At 61.6% G+C, this 23,823-nt stretch carries 24 protein-coding genes; 9 read left to right on the top strand and 15 right to left on the bottom strand.

Features of this window, described 5'->3' with window-relative positions; all coding sequences use genetic code 11:
• The first annotated feature begins 47 nt into the window (after positions 1-47).
• A complete protein-coding gene (locus MK745_RS03900; protein WP_243611960.1) occupies positions 48-533 on the top strand; it encodes a flavodoxin family protein in 486 nt (161 codons plus the stop codon).
• On the opposite strand, the gene MK745_RS03905 is transcribed toward MK745_RS03900, so the two are convergent.
• Positions 494-1,276 carry a heme-dependent oxidative N-demethylase family protein gene (locus MK745_RS03905; RefSeq protein ID WP_243611961.1) on the bottom strand — a complete coding sequence of 261 codons (783 nt, stop codon included), beginning with the start codon at positions 1,274-1,276 and terminating at the stop codon, positions 494-496. The two genes, MK745_RS03900 and MK745_RS03905, sit on opposite strands and share 40 nt — an antisense overlap.
• A 125-nt stretch (positions 1,277-1,401) precedes the next feature.
• On the opposite strand from MK745_RS03905, the gene dddP reads away from it, so the two are divergent.
• A complete protein-coding gene (gene dddP, locus MK745_RS03910; protein ID WP_243611962.1) occupies positions 1,402-2,745 on the top strand; it encodes a dimethylsulfonioproprionate lyase DddP in 1,344 nt (447 codons plus the stop codon).
• A 219-nt stretch (positions 2,746-2,964) separates the two neighbouring features.
• Complete coding sequence (gene purB, locus MK745_RS03915; RefSeq protein WP_243611963.1) at positions 2,965-4,266, top strand: adenylosuccinate lyase; 1,302 nt, start codon at positions 2,965-2,967, stop codon at positions 4,264-4,266.
• Between the two features lie 61 nt (positions 4,267-4,327).
• Here the strand turns inward: purB and MK745_RS03920 are convergent, their stop codons facing one another.
• Both MK745_RS03920 and MK745_RS03925 read right to left on the bottom strand, forming a co-directional pair.
• Entirely contained in the window at positions 4,328-5,080 is a 753-nt protein-coding gene (locus MK745_RS03920; RefSeq protein ID WP_243611964.1) for a hypothetical protein, read from the bottom strand.
• Positions 5,081-5,156: 76 nt separating this feature from the next.
• Positions 5,157-5,912 (bottom strand): glycosyltransferase family 32 protein, encoded by a 756-nt coding sequence (locus tag MK745_RS03925; RefSeq protein WP_243611965.1) that lies wholly within the window; start codon positions 5,910-5,912, stop codon positions 5,157-5,159.
• A 174-nt stretch (positions 5,913-6,086) separates the two neighbouring features.
• On the opposite strand from MK745_RS03925, the gene MK745_RS03930 reads away from it, so the two are divergent.
• The 5 genes from MK745_RS03930 (at position 6,087) to MK745_RS03950 (ending at position 9,858) form a co-directional block, all read left to right on the top strand.
• Positions 6,087-6,272, top strand: coding sequence for a hypothetical protein (locus MK745_RS03930; RefSeq protein WP_243611966.1), 186 nt, complete (start codon positions 6,087-6,089; stop codon positions 6,270-6,272).
• Between the two features lie 83 nt (positions 6,273-6,355).
• Complete coding sequence (locus MK745_RS03935) at positions 6,356-6,898, top strand: tetratricopeptide repeat protein (protein ID WP_243611967.1); 543 nt, start codon at positions 6,356-6,358, stop codon at positions 6,896-6,898.
• A gap of 54 nt (positions 6,899-6,952) precedes the next feature.
• Positions 6,953-8,026: a flagellar motor switch protein FliG gene (locus MK745_RS03940; protein WP_243611968.1), complete on the top strand. Its 1,074-nt coding sequence runs from the start codon at positions 6,953-6,955 to the stop codon at positions 8,024-8,026.
• 39 nt (positions 8,027-8,065) lie between these two features.
• Positions 8,066-8,923, top strand: coding sequence for a DMT family transporter (locus MK745_RS03945; RefSeq protein WP_243611969.1), 858 nt, complete (start codon positions 8,066-8,068; stop codon positions 8,921-8,923).
• Between the two features lie 14 nt (positions 8,924-8,937).
• A complete protein-coding gene (locus MK745_RS03950; protein ID WP_243611970.1) occupies positions 8,938-9,858 on the top strand; it encodes a lysophospholipid acyltransferase family protein in 921 nt (306 codons plus the stop codon).
• Between the two features lie 2 nt (positions 9,859-9,860).
• On the opposite strand, the gene MK745_RS03955 is transcribed toward MK745_RS03950, so the two are convergent.
• Both MK745_RS03955 and MK745_RS03960 read right to left on the bottom strand, forming a co-directional pair.
• Entirely contained in the window at positions 9,861-10,562 is a 702-nt protein-coding gene (locus MK745_RS03955) for a DUF1223 domain-containing protein (RefSeq protein WP_243611971.1), read from the bottom strand.
• 179 nt (positions 10,563-10,741) lie between these two features.
• Complete coding sequence (locus MK745_RS03960; RefSeq protein WP_243611972.1) at positions 10,742-13,531, bottom strand: bifunctional aconitate hydratase 2/2-methylisocitrate dehydratase; 2,790 nt, start codon at positions 13,529-13,531, stop codon at positions 10,742-10,744.
• A 328-nt stretch (positions 13,532-13,859) separates the two neighbouring features.
• Between MK745_RS03960 and acnA the strand changes: the two genes are divergently transcribed.
• Positions 13,860-16,607 carry an aconitate hydratase AcnA gene (gene acnA / locus MK745_RS03965; RefSeq protein ID WP_243611973.1) on the top strand — a complete coding sequence of 916 codons (2,748 nt, stop codon included), beginning with the start codon at positions 13,860-13,862 and terminating at the stop codon, positions 16,605-16,607.
• Between the two features lie 184 nt (positions 16,608-16,791).
• Here acnA and MK745_RS03970 read toward each other — a convergent pair whose 3' ends face one another.
• From MK745_RS03970 to yajC, 10 genes are all read right to left on the bottom strand, one after another.
• Complete coding sequence (locus MK745_RS03970) at positions 16,792-17,337, bottom strand: DsbE family thiol:disulfide interchange protein (protein WP_243611974.1); 546 nt, start codon at positions 17,335-17,337, stop codon at positions 16,792-16,794.
• The gene (ccmD, locus tag MK745_RS03975) at positions 17,330-17,482 is read right to left on the bottom strand and encodes a heme exporter protein CcmD (RefSeq protein WP_243611975.1); all 153 of its coding nucleotides are present in this window, start codon (positions 17,480-17,482) and stop codon (positions 17,330-17,332) included. Before ccmD ends, MK745_RS03970 begins: the two co-directional genes overlap by 8 nt.
• Positions 17,479-18,210, bottom strand: a complete 732-nt coding sequence (locus MK745_RS03980) for a heme ABC transporter permease (RefSeq protein WP_243611976.1) — start codon at positions 18,208-18,210, stop codon at positions 17,479-17,481. The genes ccmD and MK745_RS03980 overlap by 4 nt, the downstream gene beginning before the upstream one ends.
• 104 nt (positions 18,211-18,314) lie before the next feature.
• The gene (gene ccmB, locus MK745_RS03985) at positions 18,315-18,971 is read right to left on the bottom strand and encodes a heme exporter protein CcmB (RefSeq protein ID WP_243611977.1); all 657 of its coding nucleotides are present in this window, start codon (positions 18,969-18,971) and stop codon (positions 18,315-18,317) included.
• The gene (gene ccmA, locus MK745_RS03990) at positions 18,968-19,597 is read right to left on the bottom strand and encodes a heme ABC exporter ATP-binding protein CcmA (protein ID WP_243611978.1); all 630 of its coding nucleotides are present in this window, start codon (positions 19,595-19,597) and stop codon (positions 18,968-18,970) included. Before ccmA ends, ccmB begins: the two co-directional genes overlap by 4 nt.
• A gap of 73 nt (positions 19,598-19,670) precedes the next feature.
• On the bottom strand, positions 19,671-20,036 hold the full coding sequence (locus MK745_RS03995; RefSeq protein ID WP_243611979.1) for an Mth938-like domain-containing protein: 366 nt from the start codon (positions 20,034-20,036) through the stop codon (positions 19,671-19,673).
• Positions 20,037-20,038: 2 nt separating this feature from the next.
• The gene (locus MK745_RS04000; protein WP_243611980.1) at positions 20,039-20,800 is read right to left on the bottom strand and encodes a sulfite exporter TauE/SafE family protein; all 762 of its coding nucleotides are present in this window, start codon (positions 20,798-20,800) and stop codon (positions 20,039-20,041) included.
• Positions 20,793-21,761 carry a protein translocase subunit SecF gene (secF, locus tag MK745_RS04005; RefSeq protein WP_243611981.1) on the bottom strand — a complete coding sequence of 323 codons (969 nt, stop codon included), beginning with the start codon at positions 21,759-21,761 and terminating at the stop codon, positions 20,793-20,795. Before secF ends, MK745_RS04000 begins: the two co-directional genes overlap by 8 nt.
• 3 nt (positions 21,762-21,764) lie before the next feature.
• Entirely contained in the window at positions 21,765-23,426 is a 1,662-nt protein-coding gene (gene secD, locus MK745_RS04010) for a protein translocase subunit SecD (protein ID WP_243611982.1), read from the bottom strand.
• A gap of 25 nt (positions 23,427-23,451) precedes the next feature.
• Positions 23,452-23,736, bottom strand: a complete 285-nt coding sequence (gene yajC, locus MK745_RS04015; protein ID WP_243611983.1) for a preprotein translocase subunit YajC — start codon at positions 23,734-23,736, stop codon at positions 23,452-23,454.
• Positions 23,737-23,823 lie beyond the last annotated feature (87 nt).

A 23,823-nucleotide genomic window follows, 5' to 3' on the forward strand; every position in this document is an offset into this window, starting at 1 on the left:
CCCCTCGCCGCCCCAATCCCGTTAGGCTCTCCCCAAACGGAGGCCCCATGCCGAAACTGCTGATCGTCTATCATTCCCGCACCGGCGGAAGCCGTCAGATGGCGGAGGCCGCCTACGCGGCCGCCAAGGAGGAGGTCGACACGACCCTCCTCAGGGCCGAGGACGCGAACCCCGACGATCTCCTGTCTGCGGATGGCTATATCTTCTGCGGCCCCGAGAACCTCGCAGCCCTGTCCGGCGCGATGAAGGAGTTCTTTGACCGCTGTTACTACCCGGTCTTGGGCCGCATCGAAGGCCGCCCCTATGCGCTGATGATTTGTGCCGGCTCCGATGGTGAAAACGCCAAGCGCCAACTGGCCCGCATCGCCACCGGCTGGCGCCTCAAGGAAGTTCAGCCCGGTTTCATCATCAACACCGCCGCCCAGACCCCCGAGGCCATCCTTGCCGAGAAAACCCTCCCCGAGGAGGCCCTCGCCCAATGCCGCGAGCTTGGTCAGGCGCTCGGCGCGGGGCTGGCCATGGGCGCGTTCTGATCCGCCATCATATTTTCGCGCGCCACCACAAAAGTATGGATCGAAAATACCGCCACGCCCGTTTCCGGCAGACGCAGGATGCTTTGCTTCTCGCACCTGAAATAGGGGCCGCTTTCGCCGGGTGAGACCCGCCTCGGCTCCTTGGCCGAGCGCGGTTGATGTAGCTCTGGATCATCATACCAAAGCGCATTGAACCGCCACAGGGGCCGCTCCGGACGCACCCCGTCAAAGAGCCGCTGCACCCGCCGCGCAATATCCTCGGTATACTCGGGCACCGGCGCATGGATGCCGACGAGCGGCTGCAAGAACTTCTCCGCCAGCGTCCAGCTTGCCGGGAAACACAAGACCGCCCCGATCAACACATGCTCTTCGCCGCGCTTTTCAAGCAGACAGAAATCCTCCTGCACAAGCCGCCCCAACGTGCCGAGAGGGTCGTCCCAATCAATCGCAACCCTTCGCCCATCCGGACAGATGACCTGCGCCCCGGCCTCGATGAAATCCGCCCGCGCGTCCAACGCGGCCAACACGGTCTCAAGCAATTCCCGCGCCGCAGGACGCGCGCGCTCGTCCAGCGCAAGCACCGTCGCGCGCCGCCCCTCCAACAACGCCTCACGCCGCGCCATCTGCCCGTCATAGGCCTCGTCGATGACAATCCAATCCGTCGGCTCCAGCGGTGAAATCCCCGGCAAGCGCGCCTCGGACAGCGCCTCAAAGGGGATCGTCGTCTGTAATATCTCGCTCATGGTCCGGACCCTAGCACCGCCAAAATCCGGTCACAGCCGAAAAAAGACATGAACCACGTCGCAAACGGATAGGATCGCCGGCAAATCGCGCGCCACCCTTCTCGCGACCCAGAGGAGGACTGGCCATGCGCGATCATTACCGTGACATCCGCAAGATCGACCCGACCCAAGGCGAGCGCACGCGCGACAATACCCCGAACGACATGAACCGTGTCGAGATCGGCCCGACGCGCCTCGCGCTCGCAGAATGGGACGCGGCGGGGCTGGTGCTGCCCGATCTTCAGGCGATGCGCCGCTACCGCTGGGAACGGCTGACCAATCATATCGTCGAGCGCGGCTATGCGGGCCTACTGATGTTCGACCCGCTCAACATCCGCTACGCCACCGACTCGACCAATATGCAGCTCTGGAACACCCATAACCCCTTCCGCGCCCTGCTCCTGTGCGCCGATGGCTACATGGTGATCTGGGACTACAAGAACTCGCCCTTCCTGTCGGAATTCAACCCGCTCGTGCGCGAAGCCCGTTCCGGTGCCGACCTGTTCTATTTCGACCGTGGCGACAAGATCGACATCGCCGCCGATACGTTCTCCAACGAGGTCCGCCAGATCCTCGCCGAACATAGCCCCGGCAACACGCGCCTCGCCGTCGACAAGATCATGATCCACGGGCTTCGCGCCCTCAAGGCGCAAGGCTTTGAGATCATGGAGGGCGAAGAAGTGACCGAGAAGGCCCGCTCCGTCAAAGGCCCCGACGAAATCCTCGCCATGCGCTGCGCCTCGCATGCCTGCGAAACGGCGGTTGCCGCGATGGAACACGCCGCCCGCAGCGGCGTGCCGCGCGGCGAGATGAGCGAGGATGATATCTGGGCCGTGCTGCACGCCGAAAACATCCGCCGCGGCGGCGAATGGATCGAGACCCGCCTCCTGACTTCCGGCCCCCGCACCAACCCGTGGTTTCAGGAATGCGGCCCCCGCATTGTCCAGAACAACGAGATCGTCGCCTTCGATACCGATCTCGTCGGCTCTTATGGCATCTGCGTCGACATCTCGCGCACATGGTGGATCGGGGATCAGGCCCCCCGCCCCGACATGATCTATGCCATGCAACATGCCCATGAGCACATCATGACCAACATGGAGCTTCTGAAACCCGGCGTGAACATGCAAGACATCTCCCGCGCCTGTCACCGCCTCGACGACCAGTTTCAGGATCAGAAATACGGCTGCATGATGCATGGGGTGGGCCTGTGCGATGAATGGCCCCTGATCGCCTATCCCGACCGCATGGTCGAAGGCGCGTTCGATTACGAGTTGGAGCCCGGAATGGTGCTCTGCGTCGAGGTGCTCGCCGGCGCCGTGGGCGGCGACTTCTCGATCAAACTCGAGGATCAAGTGCTGATTACCGAGACCGGCCACGAGAACCTGACGCAATACCCGTTCGATCCCCGTCTCATGGGCGATGCCTAGCCGGGTGGCGGTCACCTTCTGGCAAACTCTGTGAACCAAAGCGGGCGTTTCGGCGCACCGACGCAATACCGACGTGATACCGACGCGATACAGATCGCCGCAGAACGCCTTTTTTGCAGGTCTTTCGCCACCGTGCGCGCCCGGCACCTTGCCCACAGGCCCCCTTCGGTCTAAACCGCGCGCAACAGGTCCACGCACACAATACGGAAAGCCCGAGACATGATCCCTCGCTATGCCCGCCCCGAAATGGTCGCCATCTGGTCGCCGGAAACCAAGTTCAAAATCTGGTACGAGATCGAGGCCCACGCCTGCGACGCACAGGCCGCGCTTGGCGTGATCCCGAAGGAAAACGCCGAGGCCGTCTGGAAAGCCAAGGACGTGGAATTCGACGTCGCCCGGATCGACGAGATCGAAGCCGTGACCAAGCATGACGTGATCGCCTTCCTCACCCATCTCGCCGAACATGTCGGCAGCGAAGAGGCCCGCTTTGTCCATCAGGGCATGACCTCCTCGGACGTGCTCGACACCTGCCTCAATGTGCAGCTGGTGCGCGCCGCCGACATCCTGCTCGCCGATCTCGACAAGGTGCTCGCCGCCCTCAAGACCCGCGCCATGGAACACAAGATGACGGTCCGCGTCGGCCGCTCCCACGGCATCCACGCCGAACCGACCACCATGGGCCTCACCTTCGCGCGTTTCTATGCCGAAATGGACCGCAACAAGGCGCGCCTGCAACAAGCCCGCGACGAGGTTGCCACCGGCGCGATCTCCGGCGCAGTCGGCACGTTTGCCAACATCGACCCGGCGGTCGAAGAACACGTCTGCAAGGAAATGGGCCTCTCGCCCGAGCCGATCTCGACGCAAGTGATCCCGCGCGACCGCCACGCCATGTTCTTTGCCGTGCTCGGCGTCATCGCATCCTCGATCGAGAATATCGCCATCGAAATCCGCCACATGCAGCGCACCGAAGTCCTTGAAGGCGCAGAGTTTTTCTCGATGGGCCAGAAAGGCTCTTCGGCGATGCCGCACAAGAAGAACCCGGTTCTGACCGAGAACCTCACCGGCCTTGCCCGCCTCGTGCGGATGACGGTGATCCCGGCGATGGAGAACGTCGCCCTCTGGCACGAACGTGACATCTCGCACTCCTCGGTCGAGCGCGGCATTGGCCCGGACGCCACCGTGACGCTCGACTTCGCGCTGAACCGCCTTGCCGGTGTGGTCGAGAAGATGCTGATCTTCCCCGAGAACATGCTCGACAACATGAACAAATTCCCGGGCCTCGTCATGTCACAGCGCGTCCTCCTTGCCCTGACCCAAGCCGGCGTGAGCCGCGAAGACGCCTATTCCATGGTTCAGCGTAACGCCCTCAAGGTCTGGGAAGAGCGCGTCGATTTCCAAGAGCAACTGCTCGCGGATGAGGACGTGGTGAAGGCGCTCGGTGTCGATGGCATCAAGGCGAAATTCGACATGGACTATCATACGAAACACGTCGATACGATCTTCAAGCGCGTGTTCGGCTAAGCCCGACAGACGTCACTGAACAACAAGGCCGACCTGTCCCGCAGGTCGGCTTTTTCATGCCTCATGCGGGGCGAAGACCTTCGGGCAGGAACTTGGCGTCCCAGTCCTGCATCCGCGCCGCATTGCCCTTCTCCATCGCCTCTGCGAAGGGCGCGCCGCGTTTTCCGAACACATGCGCCAAGAGGATCTTGGGCGCATCGACCATCTCGGCCCGCGCCATCTCGGCATCGGTCGCGCCGCGATGCAAACCGCGAATATCCATCATCACCACGTCGCCCGCCTTGATGTCGAGCTGTGTATCCCGCTGCGCCCGCGCCAATTCGTCCAGCGCCGCATCGTCAAGCGGCGACGGCGCGCGATGCGATCCTTTCACAAACCGCAAGCTCTTGCCATCTTGCAAGTAAATCAAAGCCTTGAGGCACTCTCCTCGTGTCGATGCCCACGGGTCCACACCGTCCAGAAACCGCGCATAGGGCCCGCGCAGCAAATCCGTATGCCAGTGTTGAGAGCGATTGATCGTGATATCGCTCAGCCCGATGGGCGCGTATGCTCCCGGACCAAAATAAGCATCGAGGAACCCGTTGATTGCATCGCAGTGCTGAAACGCCTGATCCACCCCGGCAAAGGCGTCGAAGCGGTGAAACCCGGCAAGGTGCTGCGAGTGGTCGATGTCGCGCGTCTGGCCCATGAGGCCACGTTGCCTAAGGCAGGTGTCGCGCAGCGCTGCGATCTTCTCCGCATCAAGCGCCCCGCTCAGAACACACACGCCCTCCGCATCAAGTTCTGCAACTTGTGCCCCTGCGTCTTGCAACATCACCGTCTAACCCCTTCTTGTCACATTGAAATTCGCACCTGCGAAAACGAAACCCGACCACAGTCCAGCGCCTGGTTCAAGGCAAGATCTTTGATCTCAGCCGCGTCACAATCCCCGGCTCGCTCCAAAGCCGTCCGGACTCCCAGATTTTCACGTAGTGATTGGAATGCCCCTTCACCATCTCGTCGATACAGCAATCGCGGTCCTTGTTGCGGATGGCGACGATCTCGCCACCAGGTAGGATCTTGGCGATCTGATTGCGCCCGCCTGCGTCCTTGCCAAGCGACCGCGAGTCCCCGAACGCCACACGCGGCCAATCCTCGCCTTCGCAAAGCACCCGGCCGAACATGAACGGCCCCGTCGGATCTAGCGGATGCTGCCCGTAATAGAGCGCCTTGTGATGCGCCACGATCCGATCAATGGCTCGGGCAAGCTGCGGCGCGCCCGCGCGGGCACAGATCATGCCATTGCTCGTCGCCCAAGACGGATGCCCCGCGATATCTCGAAAGGCGATCATATCCTTGTCCTTCGGAAGCGCCATGGGACGCAGATGAAAATAGGACAAATCCGAATACACCCCGCCATAGTGATACAGCAGGCAAAGCCGGGCGAGATCGGCCTTGAAGGCAAACGCCGTCAGCGCCGTATAGGCTTCGAGAACCTCCTTTGGGTACTCATCCGCCAGAAACTGAAGCAACTCTTCCTCGCCATAGCGCACATAGTCCGCCTCTGGATAGGTCGCCTTGAGCGAGACGATATTGCGATTGAGGTCGGGCGAGAACCTGTCTTCCGTGACGGGTTTGTCCGAGATCAGAATTTGAAAGACCCGCATATGTCTTCCCTTTCTTGCCGTCGAACCCAAAAGGCCCGCAGCCCCACTATGCCGGGCGCAGACCCGGCAATGCAACTCGGTGACGGGATTGGTTCTGACGGAAATGTGAAACGCCCCGACTGGCCCGCCCCAAGCGGCCCGCTACATGCGCAATAATATTCACAGGAGACTCCGATGACACGCCTTGCCCTGATTGCCACGCTTGCCAGCCTCCCCGCCATCGCCCAGGCCCAATTGCTGCCCAAGGGCCATTTCAGCACTTTGACGATCTTCTCGGATGAGAACCGTGAGAACTGTAATGATGGCTACTACTGGGATGCCGAAGAGAAAACCTGCGTCGCAGATACCCTGCGCCGGTAGCTTTTCCCCGCGAAGCGTCCTCGCTTGACGTCGCTCTACGCCCCCAAATAGCATCCCAACATCCCTCTCTCACAGGACACCCCATGCTACACAAATCCCTAGTGATCGCCGCAACCTGTCTTGCACTTCCCATGGCCGCCCTTGCCGCAGGCTCCGACAGTTTCTCGCCGCCAAAGCCAACGCAGACCACGAAGGACTGCAAGAAAGGCGAGGTCTGGGATCCTGCCAAGAAGAAATGCGTCGCGCCGCGTGAATCGCGCCTCTCTGATGATGTGCTCTATGGTGCGGTGCGCGAATATGCTTACGCCGGGCAATATGAGACCGCCCAAGCGATCCTTGCCGCGATGTCCGACCAAAGCGATGATCGCGTCCTGACCTATTGGGGCTTTACGCACCGCAAACTTGGCAACCGCGCGCTTGGTATGAGCTTCTACAACAAGGCGCTCAAGACCAATCCCGATAACCTTCTGGTGCGCTCTTATATGGGGCAATCCTTTGTCGAGTCTGGCCAGATCTCCTTCGCCAAGGCGCAACTGCGCGAAATCCGCGCCCGTGGCGGGCAAGATACATGGGCTGAGACCGCCCTCGCCACGGCGATCCGCTCAGGTTCGACCTACAGCTACTAAGGGTTTCTTCACCCTTGGTGGGTTAACTGCCTCCGACCGGAAAGGAGGTAGCCCATGCCGAGTGAGACCGCACCAATTCCCCTGGCCGCCCCGCGGCCGGGCGCCCTCCCTTCTGCCCACCTCTCCCGCCGCCAGAAAGCCGCGATCATCGTGCGCTTCCTGCTGAACGAAGGCGCCGATGTCTCGCTCTCCGACCTCCCCGACGATATGCAGGCCGACCTGACCAAACTCATGGGCGACATGCGCTATATCGACCGCGAAACGCTGGCCGAGGTGGTGCTTGAATTTGCGGGCGAGTTGGAGGCCGTGGGCCTAACCTTTCCTGCCGGGATCGGCGGGGCGCTCTCTGCGCTTGAAGGGCGGATCTCACCGTTGACCGCCGCGCGCCTTCGCAAAGAGGCCGGGGTGCGGCAGGCGGGCGATCCCTGGCAACGGCTGCGGGCGCTCTCTACGGAGCAACTGACCGAAATATGCGACCGGGAGAGCACAGAAGTCGCCGCCGTCATGCTGGCCAAGCTCGACGTGAGCCGCGCCGCCGAACTTCTCGGAGAATTGCCCGGCGAGAAGGCCCGCCGCATCACCTATGCCATGTCCCTCACCGGCGCCGTGACCCCGGACGCGGTGGACCGGATTGGCCTCTCGCTCGTCGCGCAACTTGACGACACACCGCCCCGCGCCTTCGCTGACGATCCTTCTTCGCGCGTCGGCGCGATCCTGAACTACTCCCGTTCAACAACCCGCGATGACGTGCTTACTGGCCTAGACGAGGCCGACGCCGCCTTTGCCGAGGCCGTGCGCAAGGCGATCTTCACCTTCCCTGACATCCCCGCTCGGCTCAGTCCGCGCGATGTGCCCCGCGTGATCCGCGACGTGGATCAGGCCCGCCTCATCGCCGCCCTTGGGGCGGCCATTGCCCCCGAAACGTCGCCGGTCGCCGCCTTTCTCCTCGACAACATGTCGAGCCGAATGGCCGATCAACTGCGCGAAGAGGTTGAAGAGCGCGGCCGCGTCCCGCCGCCCGAGGGCGAAGCCGCCATGGCCGAAATCGTCGGCGCGATCCGTGCTCTGGCAGATGCGGGCGAGATCACGCTGCGCAACCCCGACGACGAGGACGCCGACACCGCTTAACAGTTTACAGGCCGCGCGCCCCGGCATAGGGAAGAGGCCATGAAGAGCCTCTCACCCAACGCGCGCGCCATCCTGCTGATGATCTGCGCCATCCTGTTCTTTTCTCTGATGGATGCCACCGCCAAGGCGCTCGCGCCACGTATCGGCGTGATGCAGGCGCTCTGGACGCGCTACGCGGGGCAAACATTGATCGTCCTGATCCTCGTCGCACGGCACATACCCGGCGTGCTCAAGACGCGCTATCCGAAACTGCAACTCATGCGCTCCGTCTTCCTGATGTGCGCAACCTTCTGTTTTTTCACCGGGATTACCCATATCGGTTTGGCCGAGGCGACCGCGATCATGGATGTGAATCCCGTCCTCATCACCCTTGGCGCGGCACTCTTCCTGCATGAACGGCTCGGGCCGCGGCGCATCGCCGGGATTGCCGTGTCGCTCGTCGGGGCGCTGATCGTGATCCGCCCTGGCACCGATGTCTTCTCGCCTTACGCGGTCTACCCACTCGGCGCTGCCCTGTTCTATTCAGGCTACGCCCTCGCCACCCGGTTTGTCGGCAAAGATGAAAACGTCTGGACCTCGATGCTCTACACCGCGCTCTTTGGCGCCATCGTGCTTTCGGCGATTGTCCTGCCCGACTGGCAGACCCCCGACATGACCGCGCTTGGCCTGATGGGTCTTCTCGTGGCGTTCGGCACCCTGTCGCAACTCTTGCTGATCCGCGCGCTCTCTGAGGGCGAAGCAAGCCTTCTCGCCCCCTTCGCCTATACCGGCCTGATCTTTGCCACGGTCTGGGGTCTCATCTTCTATGGCGAAGTCCCCGATCTCTGGACGATTGTCGGCGCGCTTGTGATTGCCGGTGCCGGGACATATGTCTGGCACCGCGAAACCTTCCGCTAGGCCCGGTCCCGCATATGTCCGATCCCATCCAAAGCCCAAAGGGCAGCCGCACCGATTATCTGAGCAACCTTGTCCTGCGCGGGGCGATCCGCGGTGCGCTCGCCCTTCCTTACGAGACGCGCGTGCGCCTCATGGGCTGGCTTGTGGCTAAGGTGATCGCACCGATCGCAGGCTATCGCCGCCGCATCCGCGAGAACCTCGCCCATACCTGCCCAGAGCTGCCGCAGGCCGAGGTCGACAGGCTCTGCCACGCGGTGCCTGACAATGTCGGCCGCACCCTGATCGAAATCTATTCCGGCCCCGAGTTTGTCGCCCGCGCCATCGAGGCCCCGATCGAGGGCCCCGGCCTTGCCCGGCTCGAAGCTGCCCGCGCCGAGGGCCGACCGGTGATCCTCGTCACCGGCCACATGGGCAATTACGACGCCGTGCGCGCCAACCTGATCCATCGCGGCTACAACATGGGCGCGCTGTATCGGCGCATGTCGAACCCCTATTTCAATGCCCACTACGTGCGCTCCATCTCGCGCATCGGTACGCCACTTTTTGAGCAAGGCCGCAAGGGGATGATCGAGATGGTGCGCCATATCCGGGCCGGCGGCATCCTCGGCATCCTCACCGATCTCTACGTGCAGGACGGCGAAGCGCTCGACTTTTTCGGTCAGAAGGCCCGCACCTCCCTCGTCACGGCCGAGCTCGCGCTCAAGTTCAACGCCGCGCTGATCCCGGTTTACGGACTACGCGATCCTGACGGTTTCGGATTTCGCATCGTGGCGCAGGATGAAATCCCCCATTCCGATCCCATCACCATGACGCAAGCCGTCAATGACGGGCTGGAAAGCCTCGTGCGGGAGAACATGGATCAATGGTTCTGGATTCACCGCCGCTGGAAATACGCCGACATCGACCTACGAAAGAAGCCCGGCGCCTCGTCCTGAGGCTACTCAATCCGGTCCGCAGCAAAGATCGGGCCATTGCCCTTGCCCTGCACCAGAGCGACCACAGGCGCATCGCCTGCCGCCGGGGCTTCGATTTGCAACGGCGCACGTCCGTCCCATTCCGCCACCACGTGCCAATCCGTCACGATATTGGCATAGACGAGCTTGCGCCCCGCATTCTCACCGCGCTTGATCGCCACTTCGTCTTCTGGCTCATAGCGCACCAGATGCACGACCATCGCCCCCGGTGTCTCGCTGGCGCTCGCCTTGATTTCAACCCGGCCGCCGACACGCTTGAGATTAACGCGCACCGCAGAGGGCGCTGCACGATGCGACTTCAACAGCGCTTTGACTTCCTTGGGGTGATTGCCGACGACATGATCGCGTCCTCCGACTATGATCTGCGGCGTATAGACCATCCGATGCCCCGACGCGCGCGCATATTGCTTCTGGCGCTTGGTAAAGGCGGGGTTGGCGAAATTGTCTTTCCAGCCAAGGTAGTCCCAGTAATCCACATGCAATGCGAGGGCGATCACATCCTCCCGCCCCGCAAGCTCCTTCGCGAAATAGGCATCCGCTGGCGGGCACGAAGAACACCCCTGCGAGGTGAAAAGCTCGACCACAACAGGCCCGGACTGCGCCGTTGCCATGCTGCCCGCGAGCGCGAGCCAACCGAATGTCATAAGTGCGAAAAGTGATTTCATTGTGGTGGCGCCCCTTGCCTGAACGCTGATGAAACTAGGCTCACAGCGCCACAAAGGCCAATAAAGGTTTCGCGAGCGCTATGTTACAAAGACGCATCCGAAAAACATGAAAAAGGGGCCTCACGGATCGCCGCGAGGCCCCTTCTATACGCGGCTCTGCCCGTCACCGGGCCGCCATCTTAGAAGTGCACCGAACGCGCGCCTTCCGGCTTGGCAAGCGGCGGAGCGAACTTGGTGAGATCGATGCCTTCCACGGCGGCCTTGTACTCGTCCATGTTGGGCGTGCGGCCAAGGATCGCCGACAGAACGACAACCGGGGTCGACGCCAGAAGCGACTCGCCCTTCTTCTCGGCGCTGTCTTCCACGACGCGGCCCTGGAACAGGCGCGTAGAGGTGGCAAGCACTGTGTCGCCCTTCGCGGCTTTCTCCTGGTTGCCCATGCAGAGGTTACAGCCGGGACGCTCAAGGTAGAGAATGTTCTCATACTCGGTGCGCGCCTGCGATTTCGGGAAGAGATCGTCGAACTCAAAGCCCGAGTAGCGCTCAAGGATTTCCCAATCGCCCTCTTCCTTCAACTCGTCGATGATGTTGTAGGTCGGCGCAGCAACAACGAGCGGCGCCTTGAATTCGACCTTACCGGCGGTCTTCTCGAGGTTCTTGAGCATCTGGGCAACGATCTTCATGTCCCCCTTGTGCACCATGCACGAGCCGACAAACCCAAGATCAACCTTCTTCTCGGCACCGTAGAACGATACCGGGCGGATGGTGTCATGCGTGTAGCGTTTGGAGACATCAGCGTTGTTGACATCCGGGTCCGCGATCATCGGTTCGGTGATCTCGTCGAGATCAACAACAACCTCGGCGAAGTATTTCGCGTTGGCATCCGGGGTCAGCGCCGGCTTTTCGCCCGACTTGATCTCGGCGATGCGCTTGTCGGCCTTGTCGATCAGGCCCTGAAGCGTCCCCGCGGCGTTGTCCATGCCCTTGTCGATCATCACCTGAATGCGCGATTTCGCCAGTTCGAGCGACCCGATAAGCGTTTCATCATTGGAAATACAGATCGAGGCCTTCGCCTTCATTTCTGCGGTCCAGTCGGTGAAGGTAAACGCTTGGTCCGCCAGAAGCGTGCCGATGTGCACTTCGATGATACGGCCTTGGAAGACGTTGTCGCCATGCTGCTTGAGCATTTGCGCCTGCGTGGCGTGCACCACATCGCGGAAATCGAGGTGATCAGCCATCGCGCCCTTGAAGGTGACCTTGACGGATTCCGGGATCGGCATCGTTGCTTCGCCGGTCGCCAGCGCTAGCGCCACAGTCCCCGAGTCCGCGCCAAAGGCCACGCCCTTGGACATACGCGTGTGGCTGTCGCCACCAATGATGATATCCCAATCATCCACGGTGATATCGTTCAGCACCTTGTGGATCACGTCGGTCATCGCGTGATATTCGCCCTTCGGGTCACGCGCGGTGATGAGGCCGAACTTGTTCATGAACGCCATCAGGCGCGGAATGTTGGCTTGGGCCTTTTTGTCCCAGACCGACGCCGTGTGACAGCCAGACTGATAGCCGACATCCACGGAAGGCGAAATCACCGTCGCGGCCATCGCCTCAAGCTCCTGCGCCGTCATCGGGCCGGTGGTGTCCTGCGACCCGACCACGTTCACCTGCACCCGCACGTCCGATCCGGCATGAAGCGTCTTGCCGGGCGTCGTGCCACGTGCGTTCTTGTTAAAGATCTTCTCAACAGCGGTCAGGCCCTGATCTGCCACCGAGACTTCCTGAGACGGCGCATAGGCCGATTTCAATTCCTGCCCAAGCGCTTCAGCGGCGAATGTCTGCAGCTTCTTGCCGAAGACCACGGCATAAGACCCGCCCGCCTTGATGAATTCAACCTTCTGCGCCGTGAGGGACGCCGAGATATCGACGAGCGCATTGCCTTCGGCATCGTAGAGCGTCTTGTCCTTGGTGTTGATGGTCAGCACCTTACCGGTTTCGACCGAATAGACCTGCTCAAGCACCGGATCGCCATTGGCATCGAGAACCGGCTTGCCGTCCTCACCGATCTTCTTGACCCAGTTCTTGAGGTCAATGCCGATACCGCCGGTGACGCCCACGGTGGTGAGGAAGATCGGCGAGATGCCGTTCGTGCCCGCCACAACCGGTGCGATGTTGACGAAAGGCACATAGGGCGAGGCCTTTTTGCCGGTCCAGAGTGCAACGTTGTTCACGCCCGACATCCGCGACGAGCCGACGCCCATCGTACCTTTTTCCGCGATGAGCATGACGCGCGCATCCGGGTTGGCCTTTTGAAGCGCCTGAATTTCTTCCTGTGCCTCGGGGGTGATCATGCATTTGCCGTGCAGTTCACGGTCCGAACGCGAATGCGCCTGGTTGCCGGGGCTGAGGAGGTCGGTCGAAATATCGCCCTCTGCGGCGATATAGGTGACGACCTTGATCTCGTCCTCAACCTCGGGAAGCTTGGTGAAGAACTCCGCCTTGGCATAGCTTTCAAGAATATCCTTGGCGACCGCGTTGCCGGCCGTGTTGGCCTCGGCAAGGCGTTCCATATCGGCCTCGTAGAGGAACACTTGGGTCTTCAGAACCTCGGCCGCCTGCCCCGCAAGCGCCGCATCCTCGCCAAGCGCAATGTCAAGAAGCACTGCGATCGACGGCCCGCCCTTCATGTGCGACAGCAGCTCGAAGGCGAATTCCGGCGTGATCTCTGCCACTGCCTCATTGCCAAGGATAATCTCCTTGAGAAACGCCGCCTTCACACCTGCCGCGCTCGTGGTGCCGGGCAGCGTGTTGTAGATGAAGAACTCAAGCGAGTCCGCGCGGTCGGCATGGCCCGTGTCCTTGATCTGCGCAATCAGCTCCTCGACCAGCGCGCCATCGTCGATGGGTTTCGGATGCAGACCCTCTGCTTTGCGGGTCTCGATCTCGGTTAGGTAGTCGGTGTACAGGCTCATGACATTCCCTACGGTCTAGTGTCTGAAAAACTGGAAAGTCAGGCGGCCCAAACCGGAGCGTGCCGACTCTCGAAATGCAATTGTATGCCGCTGTATACCAACTCCATTTTGGTTGCAAGACATGCGGCGTTTTCCTTCATGTCTCACAAGTCGCCGCAAAGCGCACCTCCTGATCGCCCCAAGCCCGGAATTATTTCTCCCAAGCCTCCAATCAGGGTGGCCGCGCCCTGCGGGATCGCTTTTAATGTGCTAAGAACTGCTTATATGCCAATTGGCAGCGGCAAGGCCGCCGTTGCTTGATGCCACGTTGATTCGGAGGTATTTTTCCATGACAATCCAGGTAGGTAAGGACACCGCCCAGACGCGCAAGACCCTGAGCGTCAACGGCAAGACGATCTCCTATTATTCCATTCCCGCCGCCCAAGAAGCCGGTCTCGGGGATTTCGCAAACCTCCCCGCCGCGCTCAAGGTGGTGCTCGAGAACATGCTCCGCTTCGAAGATGACGGCTTTTCCGTCTCCGTCGATGACATCAAGGCGTTTGGCGAATGGGCCGCGAATGGCGGCAAGAACCCGCGCGAGATCGCCTATCGCCCGGCCCGTGTGCTGATGCAGGACTTTACCGGCGTGCCCGCCGTGGTCGACCTTGCCGCGATGCGCGATGGCATCAAGGCGCTTGGTGGCGACGCCCAGAAAATCAACCCGCTGAACCCCGTGGACCTCGTCATCGACCACTCGGTGATGATCGACGAGTTCGGCAATCCCCGCGCCTTCCAGATGAACGTGGACCGCGAATATGAACGCAACATGGAGCGCTACCAATTCCTCAAATGGGGTCAGAAGGCGTTCAACAACTTCCGCGTCGTGCCCCCCGGCACCGGCATCTGCCACCAGGTGAATCTCGAATACCTCGCCCAGACCGTCTGGAGCGACGAGGACCAGAACGGCGAGATGGTCGCCTACCCCGATACGCTCGTCGGCACCGACAGCCACACCACCATGGTCAACGGTGCCGCCGTCCTCGGCTGGGGCGTTGGCGGGATCGAGGCCGAAGCCGCCATGCTCGGCCAGCCAATCTCGATGCTCATCCCCGAGGTGATCGGCTTTGAACTCACCGGCGAAATGGTCGAAGGCACAACCGGCACCGACCTCGTTCTCAAGGTTGTAGAAATGCTGCGCGAAAAAGGCGTCGTCGGCAAATTCGTCGAATTCTTCGGCGACGGTCTCGACCGCCTGCCGCTCGCCGACCGCGCCACAATCGCCAACATGGCCCCCGAATACGGCGCCACCTGCGGCTTCTTCCCCATCGACGGCGAAACCCTGCGCTACCTGCGCAACACCGGCCGCGACGAGGACCGCATCGCCCTCGTCGAAGCCTACGCCAAGGAAAACGGCTTCTGGCGCGACGCGAGCTACAACCCGATCTATACCGACACGCTCAAGCTCGACATGGGTACCATCGTGCCCGCCGTCTCCGGCCCCAAACGCCCGCAGGACTATACCCCGCTCGATCAGGCCGCGGACGCCTTCTTCAACGTGGTCTCCGAATACCGCGGCGAAAGCCAAACCGCCGAGGCCGAGGACATGGCCTCCGAAGGCCCCACCCCCGACCCCATCATCGACCCGCGCAAATCCCAGAAAGTCGCGGGCGAAGACTATGAACTGCGCGATGGCTCCGTGGTGATCGCCTCGATCACGTCCTGCACCAACACTTCGAACCCCTATGTGATGATCGGCGCCGGGCTGGTGGCCAAGAAGGCGCACGAGCTTGGCCTCAACCGCAAGCCTTGGGTCAAAACCTCCCTCGCCCCCGGTTCGCAAGTCGTGACCGAATATCTCGAGGCCGCCGGTCTGCAAAAGCACCTCGACGCCATCGGCTTCAACCTCGTCGGCTACGGCTGCACGACCTGCATCGGCAACTCCGGCCCGATCCAGAAAGAGCTCTCCGAAGCCATCGCCGAGGGCGACCTCGTGGCAACCTCCGTGCTCTCGGGCAACCGCAACTTCGAGGGCCGCATTTCGCCCGACGTGCGCGCCAACTACCTCGCCTCGCCGCCCCTCGTCGTGGCCTATGCGCTGGCCGGTGACATGAACATCAACATCGCCACCGACCCCATCGCCCAGACGCCCGACGGAAAGGATGTCTACCTCAAGGACATCTGGCCGACCCAGGCCGAAATCGCCGAGCTTGTCGAACAGACCGTCACCCGCGAGGCGTTCCAGTCGAAATACGCCGATGTCTTCAAGGGCGACGAGAAATGGCGCGGGGTCGAGACCACGGATGCCGAAACCTATGACTGGCCCCCCGCCTCGACCTATATCCAGAACCCGCCCTACTTTCAGGGCATGGGCATGGAAAAAGGCGCGATCACCAATATCGAAGGGGCGCGCGTCCTCCTGCTGCTCGGTGACATGGTCACCACCGACCACATCTCGCCCGCAGGCTCCTTCGCGCAATCCTCGCCCGCTGGCCAGTACCTCATGGAACGTCAGGTTGAGCCGCGCGAGTTTAACTCCTACGGCTCGCGCCGCGGCAACCACGAGATCATGATGCGTGGCACCTTCGCCAATATCCGCATCAAGAACGAGATGCTCGACGGGGTTGAAGGCGGCTACACCAAAGGCCCCGACGGCGCGCAAACCTCCGTCTTCGACGCCTCCATGGCGCATCAGGCGAACGGCACACCGCTTGTCGTGTTCGGCGGCGAACAATATGGCGCGGGCTCCTCGCGCGACTGGGCCGCCAAGGGCACTGCACTGCTCGGCGTCAAGGCCGTCATCGCCGAAAGCTTCGAGCGCATCCACCGTTCCAACCTTGTCGGCATGGGCGTGATCCCGTTCGAGTTTACCGGCGGCGACACGCGCAAGACCCTCGGCCTGACAGGGGACGAAACCGTCTCCATCCACGGCCTCGACACGATCGAGCCACAGGATCAGGTCCCATGCGACATCACCTTTGCGGATGGCAGCACCAAGACCATCACCCTCCAGTGCCGCATCGATACCGCACCGGAAAAGGAATATGTCGAGAACGGCGGTGTGTTGCACTACGTGCTGCGCAACCTCGCCAAATCCTGACCCCCTCCAACACACAGAAAAGCCCCGCCACGCCCGGCGGGGCTTTTTCGTTTCCCCCGATGTCGCTGCTTTGGTGACTCCGAGCAGACCTTCCGCCTTGGGCTTTGCCACGCAAAGACCAAGGCTCAAACAAGCGTGGCCCCGAACAGGGGCCACTCCACTGACTACCAGTTTTCCGCGAAGATCAGTCCGCCAGCGCCTCTGCCACGATTGGGCCAATCGTCGTCTCGATCACCCGGCTGGTGATCGGCCCGGCAAAGCGATAGAGCACCGTGCCGTCCTCATCGATGACAAAGGTCTCAGGCGCGCCATAGACGCCCCAATCGATCTTGGTCCGCGTCGTCGACGCTTCGCCGAGCGTGGTGAACGGGTTGCCCTCTTCGGCAAGGTATTTCTCCGCCTTAGCCTTGGTGTCGTCGAAATTCACACCATGAAGCGTCACCGGCAAAATGTCCTCAATGACCAAAAGCGTCGGATGCTCCGCCCGACAGGCAACGCACCACGTGCCCCAGAAATTCACCAGTTTGATCCCCGGCCCCTGTAGAACCTCATCAGTGAGGAGCTCTGTCCCCGACAAGGGTTGAAGCCCCTCCACGGTCGGCACCTGTTTCCCGATAAGCATCGAGGGTAAGGCATCCGGGTCATCCCGGTTCATACCGATGAAGAACAACGCCGCAAGGCCCGCAAAAATCGCAGGCGGGGCAATCATCAGGGGCGAGATCTTAGCCACGACGGCGATCCTCCAGTTTCTGCAACTCCGCACGCGCCTTTTTCGCGGCGCGCAGGCTCATCACCACAAGCACGACCAACAAGAGGATCGACACCACATAGGACGACAGGACCGCGTCCGCGTATTTCCCAAGATCCGGCATCATCCGAGTCTCTCCCGAGCGAGCAGCGCCTTCGTGCGCCGCTTATAGATTTCCGTTCGCGTGCGCAGGAACACAAGCGCGATGAACAACAAGATAAACCCGGCAATCGAAATATAAAGCGGGGTCGAGAACACATCCGCCACGTTCTCTTCCTTATCAAGCGAAAGGGACGCCCCCTGATGCAGCCCCTGGTTCCAGAAGTTGACCGCGTAGCGGCTCAGGATCGCAAAGACCGACCCCACAATACAAAGAACCGCCGTCAGATCCGCCGCCGTATCCGGGTTATCAATCGCCTCCCAAAGGGCCATGTAGCCAAGGTAGAACAGGAACAGGATCAGGAACGAGGTCAGACGCGGATCCCATTCCCACCACGTGCCCCACATCGGTTGACCCCAGATCGCCCCGGTGGCAAGCGCAATCACCGTCATGATCGCCCCCACCGGCGCCGCTGCCTTGGCCGCAAGCGCCGAAACATGGTGCCGCCGGATGAGCCAGACAAGCGAGGTGACAAGCATCATGAACCACACGTTGATCGCCATAAGGGCGGCCGGTACGTGAATATAGATGATCTTCACGGTCGATCCCTGCCGATAATCATCCGGCGTAAAGAAGAACCCCCAGACCAGCCCGGCAACAAGAGTCACGGTCGCGAGAATGGACACCCACGGCAGAACGGTTTCCGCGGTGCGGATGAACTTGACCGGATTCGCATATTCCCAGAGTGATGCCATATCGTCTCCTAACGCTCCTTTGCGCCTCTTGCATCTCACATGACAGTGAGCCGCCCCGGCGTCCCTGATCCGGATCAAATGATGCGGATCGCATTTACGTTTCCCTACCGAAGATTGACCCGAAGCACCAAGGCGCTGGCAAAGGGCAGCAAGGCAATGGTGCCAAAGGTGATCCCGCCCAACATCAAGAGCGGTGTCGTCGTGCTCAAGCCTTCAATCCCACGCCGCGCCACTTCCGAGCCAAAGATGAGCGTCGGCACATAGAGCGGCAGCACGAGCAGCGACAGAAGCAGCCCGCCCCGCTTGAGACCCACCGTCAACGCCGCGCCAAACGTGCCAATCACCGAAAGCGCCGGTGTCCCGATAAGGAGCGAAAGCACCACCCAGGTGTGGCCTTGATCCGGCAGGTGCAGCAGCACGCCAAAGATCGGCGCCGCAAGGCAAAGCGGCAAGCCCGTCGTCACCCAATGCGCCAGCGCCTTGACTGATACCACGCCCTCCATCGGCAAAGGCGAGGTCGCCAGAAGGTCGAGAGAGCCATCCTCCCAATCAAGGGCGAAAATCCGGTCAAGCGACAACAGGCAGGCCAAAAGCGCGCCAAGCCAAAGAATGCCCGGCGCGATCTTGGCCAGAAGCGTGCTCTCCGGCCCGACGCCAAACGGCACAAGCACCGTCACGATGAGGAAAAAGGCAAGGCCAAGCCCAAAGCCCCCGCCTGCGCGCATCGCAAGACGCAGATCCCGCATCAAAAGGGCAATCATAAGAAGCCCTCATCGAAATCGCTCGAGAACGCATCGTGGTTCGAGGTCGCCTTGGCGCGGTATGGGCCGACATCGAACACATCTGCCTCAAGACCAAGATCGATATGCGTCGCGATAAGGGCGCTGCCCCCGCCTGCAAGATGGGCGCGCACGGCATCCGCAAAAAGCGCGACCGACTCCACATCGAGCGAGACGGTCGGTTCATCCAAGATCCAGATCGGCCGCCCGGTGACGAGTAGCCGCGCAAGGCCAAGACGGCGTTTCTGACCCGCCGAAAGCCCGCCCGCCGGACGGTCAATCAACTCACGTAAACGAAACCCGTCAAGCGCCGCGTCGATCTCCTTGGTGCCGAACACATCGGCCCAGAACAAGAGGTTCTCGCGCACGCTCAGCGTCGCCTTGAGCCCGTCGCTATGGGCCGCATAGGCCATGCTCTCAGGATCGGCCGTCACCGTGCCGCGCACCGGCGGCTGGAGCCCCGCGACCGTGCGCAGAAGCGTGGTTTTGCCAACCCCGTTCGGCCCGCGCAACACGAGCGCACGCCCCGGTGCGAGCGTGAAGTTAAGCCCCTCCAGCACCGGGATACCGCCGCGAGAAATGGTCAGGTCTGTCACCGTCAAAGTCATGGCATTCGCTTACCCCATCGCGCCCCCTGACAAAAGGGAAATGCTTGGACCGGGAAGCGATGTCGCAGGGCGCTCAGTCCGCCGCCCCCACTGGCAGGACCACCGCCGCCACGCGCCGCCCCTCCGAGACCAGCACGTTATAGGTTCGGCAGGCCGAGGCCGAGGCCATCGGTTCAACCCCGATCCCTGCCGCCTCGAGCGGCTCTTTGAACGTCGCCGGGATCGGCGCCATGGTCTCTCCCGTCCCCATCAGGATCACATCGACCTTCCCCCCGAGCGCAAGGACACTGTCCAGATCGTCATAACCCTGCCAACTGCGCGCGCCGGTCGCATGAATGATCGCGCCGCCCTCGATGATCTCGCCGCCAACGCGGAAGAACCCCGGCCCATAGCCTTCGATCGGCACGGCCTCGTCATACTGCACTTCGCTCATTTTCATGTTCAATGTCCTCCCGACAGGAACGGCAATCCGCCAATCGCCGAGGCGGCAATCATGGCATAGGCCACCCAGCGATAAAGGGTCTCGCGCGCTGGGTCAAAGATCCGCGCCCCAAGGAGATTGCCAAGGATGTTCGGCACCGCGAGCGCCACTCCAAGAAGCACCGGCGTCAGCGTCAGCCGATCTTGCAGCGCCAGAACCCCCATGAGCAACACGTCATACCCCAACAGGTAGATCATCGTATTGGCCCGCACCACACGCGCGCCATGCGGGCTGGCCATGTAAAATAGGATCACCGGCGGCCCCGGCAGGCCCGCCGCGCCGCCAAGGAACCCTGCCGCACCGCCAATCCCGTAGACCATGGGCCGCGTGACCATCCCCTGATACCGCAGCCCAAGAACCAAGGCCGCAAGCATCCCAAGGGCGAGGAAAGACACACCATAGCGAAACACCGCCGGATCGACCGCGTAAAGCACCATAAGGCCAATGGGCAGCGCCACCAACGTCCCGGCCCAAAGCCGCATGACATCGCGCGGATGTCCATTGCGCCACGCCGACGGGGCGTTTGGAAGCGGGCCGAACATATCCATGACCGCCAGCGTCAGGATGGCCCAGATCGGATCAATGAACCGCCCCGCGAGGGGCAGGTAGATCAACGCGGTGCCAAAGCCTGAAAACCCTCGCACCGTCCCGGCGACAAAGGCCGCAAGGATAAGCCAGGGCAGCCCCTCGACCGAGGCCACCCCACCAAGAAGATCAGGCATCAATATTGGCGAACTGGTTGCCCGAGGTGTTCGAGGGCTTGGACCAATCGCGCTTCACGCCGAGTTTGAGAAGCACTGCCGAGGCCACAAAGACCGAGGAATACGTCCCCACAATCACGCCCCAGATCATCGCGAAGACAAAGCCGCGGATCACGTCGCCGCCAAGCACGAAGAGCGAGATCAGCGCCAGAAGCGTCGTCACCGAGGTCATCACCGTCCGGCTCAGAGTCTCGTTGATCGAGAGGTTGAGAACCTCTTTGAGCTCCATCTTCTTATACTTGCGCAGGTTCTCCCGCACCCGGTCGAACACAACCACGGTATCGTTGAGCGAATAGCCCACGATGGTCAAAAGCGCCGCGATAATCGCAAGGTCAAAGCGGATCTGAAGCTCCGAGAAAACACCGATGGTCAACACCACGTCATGCACAAGTGCGGCCACCGCGCCGAGCGCGAACTGCCACTCAAAGCGCAGCCAGATATAGATCAGGACCGCACCAATCGCGAGAAGCACCGCGACCACGGCTGTCTGGATCAACTCGCCCGAAACCTTCGGACCAACCGATTCCACCGAGACAAAGCTGATATCCGGCACCACACCCCGAAGCGCGGATTCGATCTGCTGGATCACGTCGGCCGTCACCGATTCCTGCCCATCCTGAGCCTGAATACGGATCATCGTGACATTCTGGTTTTCGTCGAAATTGGGATCGAACACTTCCGTGATCGTCACATCGCCAAGCTCAAGCGGCGCGATCGCGTCTCGGTAAACCCCGACATCCACGCTTTGCGCACTCTCGGTGCGGATCGTCGTGCCACCGCGAAAGTCGATGCCGTAGTTGAGCCCTTGGACGAAAAAGCTCACCAGCGCGAGCACCATCAGAAACCCCGAGATGCCAAGCCAAAGCGCAGGCCGGCTGAAGAAATCCCATTTGGTCTCTTGCGGAACGAGTCTCAAACGCATGGCTTATACCTCGATTGTCTTGGGTCGGCGGCGTTCGTACCAGATCACGATCATCAGGCGCGTCACGTAGATCGCCGTGAAGACCGAGGTCACGATGCCGAGGCCGAGGGTGATGGCAAAGCCGCGCACCGGGCCGGAGCCCACAGCGAACAGGATGGCCGCAGTGATGAAGGTGGTGATATTGGCGTCGACAATCGCCGAAAGCGCCTTTTCATAGCCAAGGTCGATGGCCCGCGCCGGACCCCGCCCCGCCTTGCTCTCTTCGCGGATACGCTCAAAGACAAGCACGTTGGCATCCACCGCCATACCGATGGTGAGGACGATCCCCGCGATCCCCGGCAGGGTCAGCGTCGCGCCGACAAGGCTCAGAAGACCAAAGATCAGACCCACGTTGAGGATCAGTGCGATATTGGCGAAAAGACCAAAGGTGCCGTAGCTGAGGAACATAAAGACGAGGACCGCGGCAAAGGCCACGATACACGCGACCTTACCCGCCTCGATGCTGTCTTGGCCAAGCTCGGGGCCAATCGTGCGCTCTTCGAGGAACTCAAGCCCCGCCGGAAGCGCACCCGCGCGCAGCAGAACAGCAAGATTGGTGGATTCTTCGACGGTGAAGTTGCCGGTAATGATCCCCGAGCCGCCCGGAATATGCGACTGGATGACCGGCGCCGACACCACCTCGCCGTCAAGCACGATGGCAAAGGGCGATCCGATGTTCTCGGCGGTGTAGTCGCCAAACTTGCGCGCGCCCCCGACATTGAACCGGAACGACACCGCAGGACGGCCATTCTGGTCAAAGGACGGCTGTGCATCGACAAGCTCATCGCCCGTCACGACTGGCGCGCTCTCCACCGAGTAGAAAACGCCCTCTTGGTCGAGCGCCGGGACGATCTCATTGCCCGGTCCGGGGTTTGCCTCGGCATCCGCGCCGCGCCCGACAACCGGGTGGAAGGTCAACTGTGCCGTGGTGCCGATGATTTCCTTAAGTTCCGCCGCAGAGCCAATGCCCGGCACTTGGATCAGGATACGATCTGCACCCTGTCGCTGGATGGTCGGCTCACGGGTGCCAACCTCGTCGATCCGGCGCCGAATGATCTCGAGCGCCTGACGCACGGTCTGTTCGTCCGTGGCAAGTTTCTCGGCTTCCGAAAGTTCGACGATAATATCCGCACCCTCGACACGAACGGTGATATCCGACTGTCCCGCCGCCGCGACAGAGGCCACGGGCCGCGCAAGGCCACGGACAAGCGACGCCGCCTGTTGCACCTGGTCGGGCTTGGAAATCCGCACCCGCATGATGCCGGGGGCCGAGTCCTGAAGACGGATGGTGCCGATGGTGGCCCGCTCTTCGCGCAGAAGATCACGCACTTCGGGCCACATGGACTTGATCCGCGTGTCATAGACATCCGCGACCTTCACCTCTGCGAGAAGATGCGCCCCGCCCCGAAGGTCGAGGCCAAGATTGACAAGGCCCGATGGAAGGAACGATGGCCAAAGCGCCGCCTGCTCCTCCAACCCGTTGCCGCTATAGCCAAGCTCAAGCGCGGCCACGGCGTCATTGCTCGCCTCGACCCTTTCGTAGAACGCGTTCGGCGTCGCAAGAAGCAAGCCGATCGCACAAGTGGCCCAGATCAGGACCCGTTTCCAAAGGTCGATTTGCAGCATCGTCAGAACCCTGTCAGCAGGAGATTTATTCGGCGCTCGCCGGTTCGGTCTTGCTCAGGACTTGGGCAATGGTCGACTTGACCACACGCACCTTGACGCCCTCGGCCAGTTCGACTTCGATTTCATTGTCGTCCTTGACCTTCGCCACCTTGCCGATGAGACCGCCTTGCGTGACGACCTGATCGCCCCGGCGCAGGGCCTCGACCATTTTCTGATGGTCTTTCATTTTCTTCTGCTGCGGACGGATGAGCAGGAAATACATGATCCCGAAGATCAGGATAAGCGGCAGAAACTGGCCGAATTGTTCCATGTGGGTGTTCCTCGTTTGCGTGCGGGGCCACCCCCCGCCAAGTCGCAGGGAACCTATGAGGCATTGGGCGCACTTGCAAGGCGGGAA

The sequence above is a fragment of the Shimia aestuarii genome, from assembly GCF_022814865.1.
Taxonomy (GTDB): domain Bacteria; phylum Pseudomonadota; class Alphaproteobacteria; order Rhodobacterales; family Rhodobacteraceae; genus Shimia; species Shimia aestuarii_A.

What these genes read in the sequence shown, in the direction of transcription:
- ccmB (WP_243611977.1), bottom strand. Translation starts at nt 18,971, where the DNA reads ATGATTGCCCTTTTGATGCGGGATCTGCGTCTTGCGATGCGCGCAGGC.
- MK745_RS03960 (WP_243611972.1), bottom strand. Translation starts at nt 13,531, where the DNA reads ATGAGCCTGTACACCGACTACCTAACCGAGATCGAGACCCGCAAAGCA.
- MK745_RS03925 (WP_243611965.1), bottom strand. Translation starts at nt 5,912, where the DNA reads ATGCGGGTCTTTCAAATTCTGATCTCGGACAAACCCGTCACGGAAGAC.
- dddP (WP_243611962.1), top strand. Translation starts at nt 1,402, where the DNA reads ATGCGCGATCATTACCGTGACATCCGCAAGATCGACCCGACCCAAGGC.
- secD (WP_243611982.1), bottom strand. Translation starts at nt 23,426, where the DNA reads ATGCTGCAAATCGACCTTTGGAAACGGGTCCTGATCTGGGCCACTTGT.
- secF (WP_243611981.1), bottom strand. Translation starts at nt 21,761, where the DNA reads ATGCGTTTGAGACTCGTTCCGCAAGAGACCAAATGGGATTTCTTCAGC.
- MK745_RS03945 (WP_243611969.1), top strand. Translation starts at nt 8,066, where the DNA reads ATGAAGAGCCTCTCACCCAACGCGCGCGCCATCCTGCTGATGATCTGC.
- MK745_RS03930 (WP_243611966.1), top strand. Translation starts at nt 6,087, where the DNA reads ATGACACGCCTTGCCCTGATTGCCACGCTTGCCAGCCTCCCCGCCATC.
- acnA (WP_243611973.1), top strand. Translation starts at nt 13,860, where the DNA reads ATGACAATCCAGGTAGGTAAGGACACCGCCCAGACGCGCAAGACCCTG.
- MK745_RS03955 (WP_243611971.1), bottom strand. Translation starts at nt 10,562, where the DNA reads ATGAAATCACTTTTCGCACTTATGACATTCGGTTGGCTCGCGCTCGCG.
- MK745_RS03920 (WP_243611964.1), bottom strand. Translation starts at nt 5,080, where the DNA reads ATGTTGCAAGACGCAGGGGCACAAGTTGCAGAACTTGATGCGGAGGGC.
- MK745_RS03980 (WP_243611976.1), bottom strand. Translation starts at nt 18,210, where the DNA reads ATGGCATCACTCTGGGAATATGCGAATCCGGTCAAGTTCATCCGCACC.
- MK745_RS03995 (WP_243611979.1), bottom strand. Translation starts at nt 20,036, where the DNA reads ATGAAAATGAGCGAAGTGCAGTATGACGAGGCCGTGCCGATCGAAGGC.
- MK745_RS03940 (WP_243611968.1), top strand. Translation starts at nt 6,953, where the DNA reads ATGCCGAGTGAGACCGCACCAATTCCCCTGGCCGCCCCGCGGCCGGGC.
- MK745_RS03950 (WP_243611970.1), top strand. Translation starts at nt 8,938, where the DNA reads ATGTCCGATCCCATCCAAAGCCCAAAGGGCAGCCGCACCGATTATCTG.
- ccmD (WP_243611975.1), bottom strand. Translation starts at nt 17,482, where the DNA reads ATGATGCCGGATCTTGGGAAATACGCGGACGCGGTCCTGTCGTCCTAT.
- yajC (WP_243611983.1), bottom strand. Translation starts at nt 23,736, where the DNA reads ATGGAACAATTCGGCCAGTTTCTGCCGCTTATCCTGATCTTCGGGATC.
- MK745_RS03935 (WP_243611967.1), top strand. Translation starts at nt 6,356, where the DNA reads ATGCTACACAAATCCCTAGTGATCGCCGCAACCTGTCTTGCACTTCCC.
- MK745_RS03905 (WP_243611961.1), bottom strand. Translation starts at nt 1,276, where the DNA reads ATGAGCGAGATATTACAGACGACGATCCCCTTTGAGGCGCTGTCCGAG.
- ccmA (WP_243611978.1), bottom strand. Translation starts at nt 19,597, where the DNA reads ATGACTTTGACGGTGACAGACCTGACCATTTCTCGCGGCGGTATCCCG.
- MK745_RS03900 (WP_243611960.1), top strand. Translation starts at nt 48, where the DNA reads ATGCCGAAACTGCTGATCGTCTATCATTCCCGCACCGGCGGAAGCCGT.
- purB (WP_243611963.1), top strand. Translation starts at nt 2,965, where the DNA reads ATGATCCCTCGCTATGCCCGCCCCGAAATGGTCGCCATCTGGTCGCCG.
- MK745_RS04000 (WP_243611980.1), bottom strand. Translation starts at nt 20,800, where the DNA reads ATGCCTGATCTTCTTGGTGGGGTGGCCTCGGTCGAGGGGCTGCCCTGG.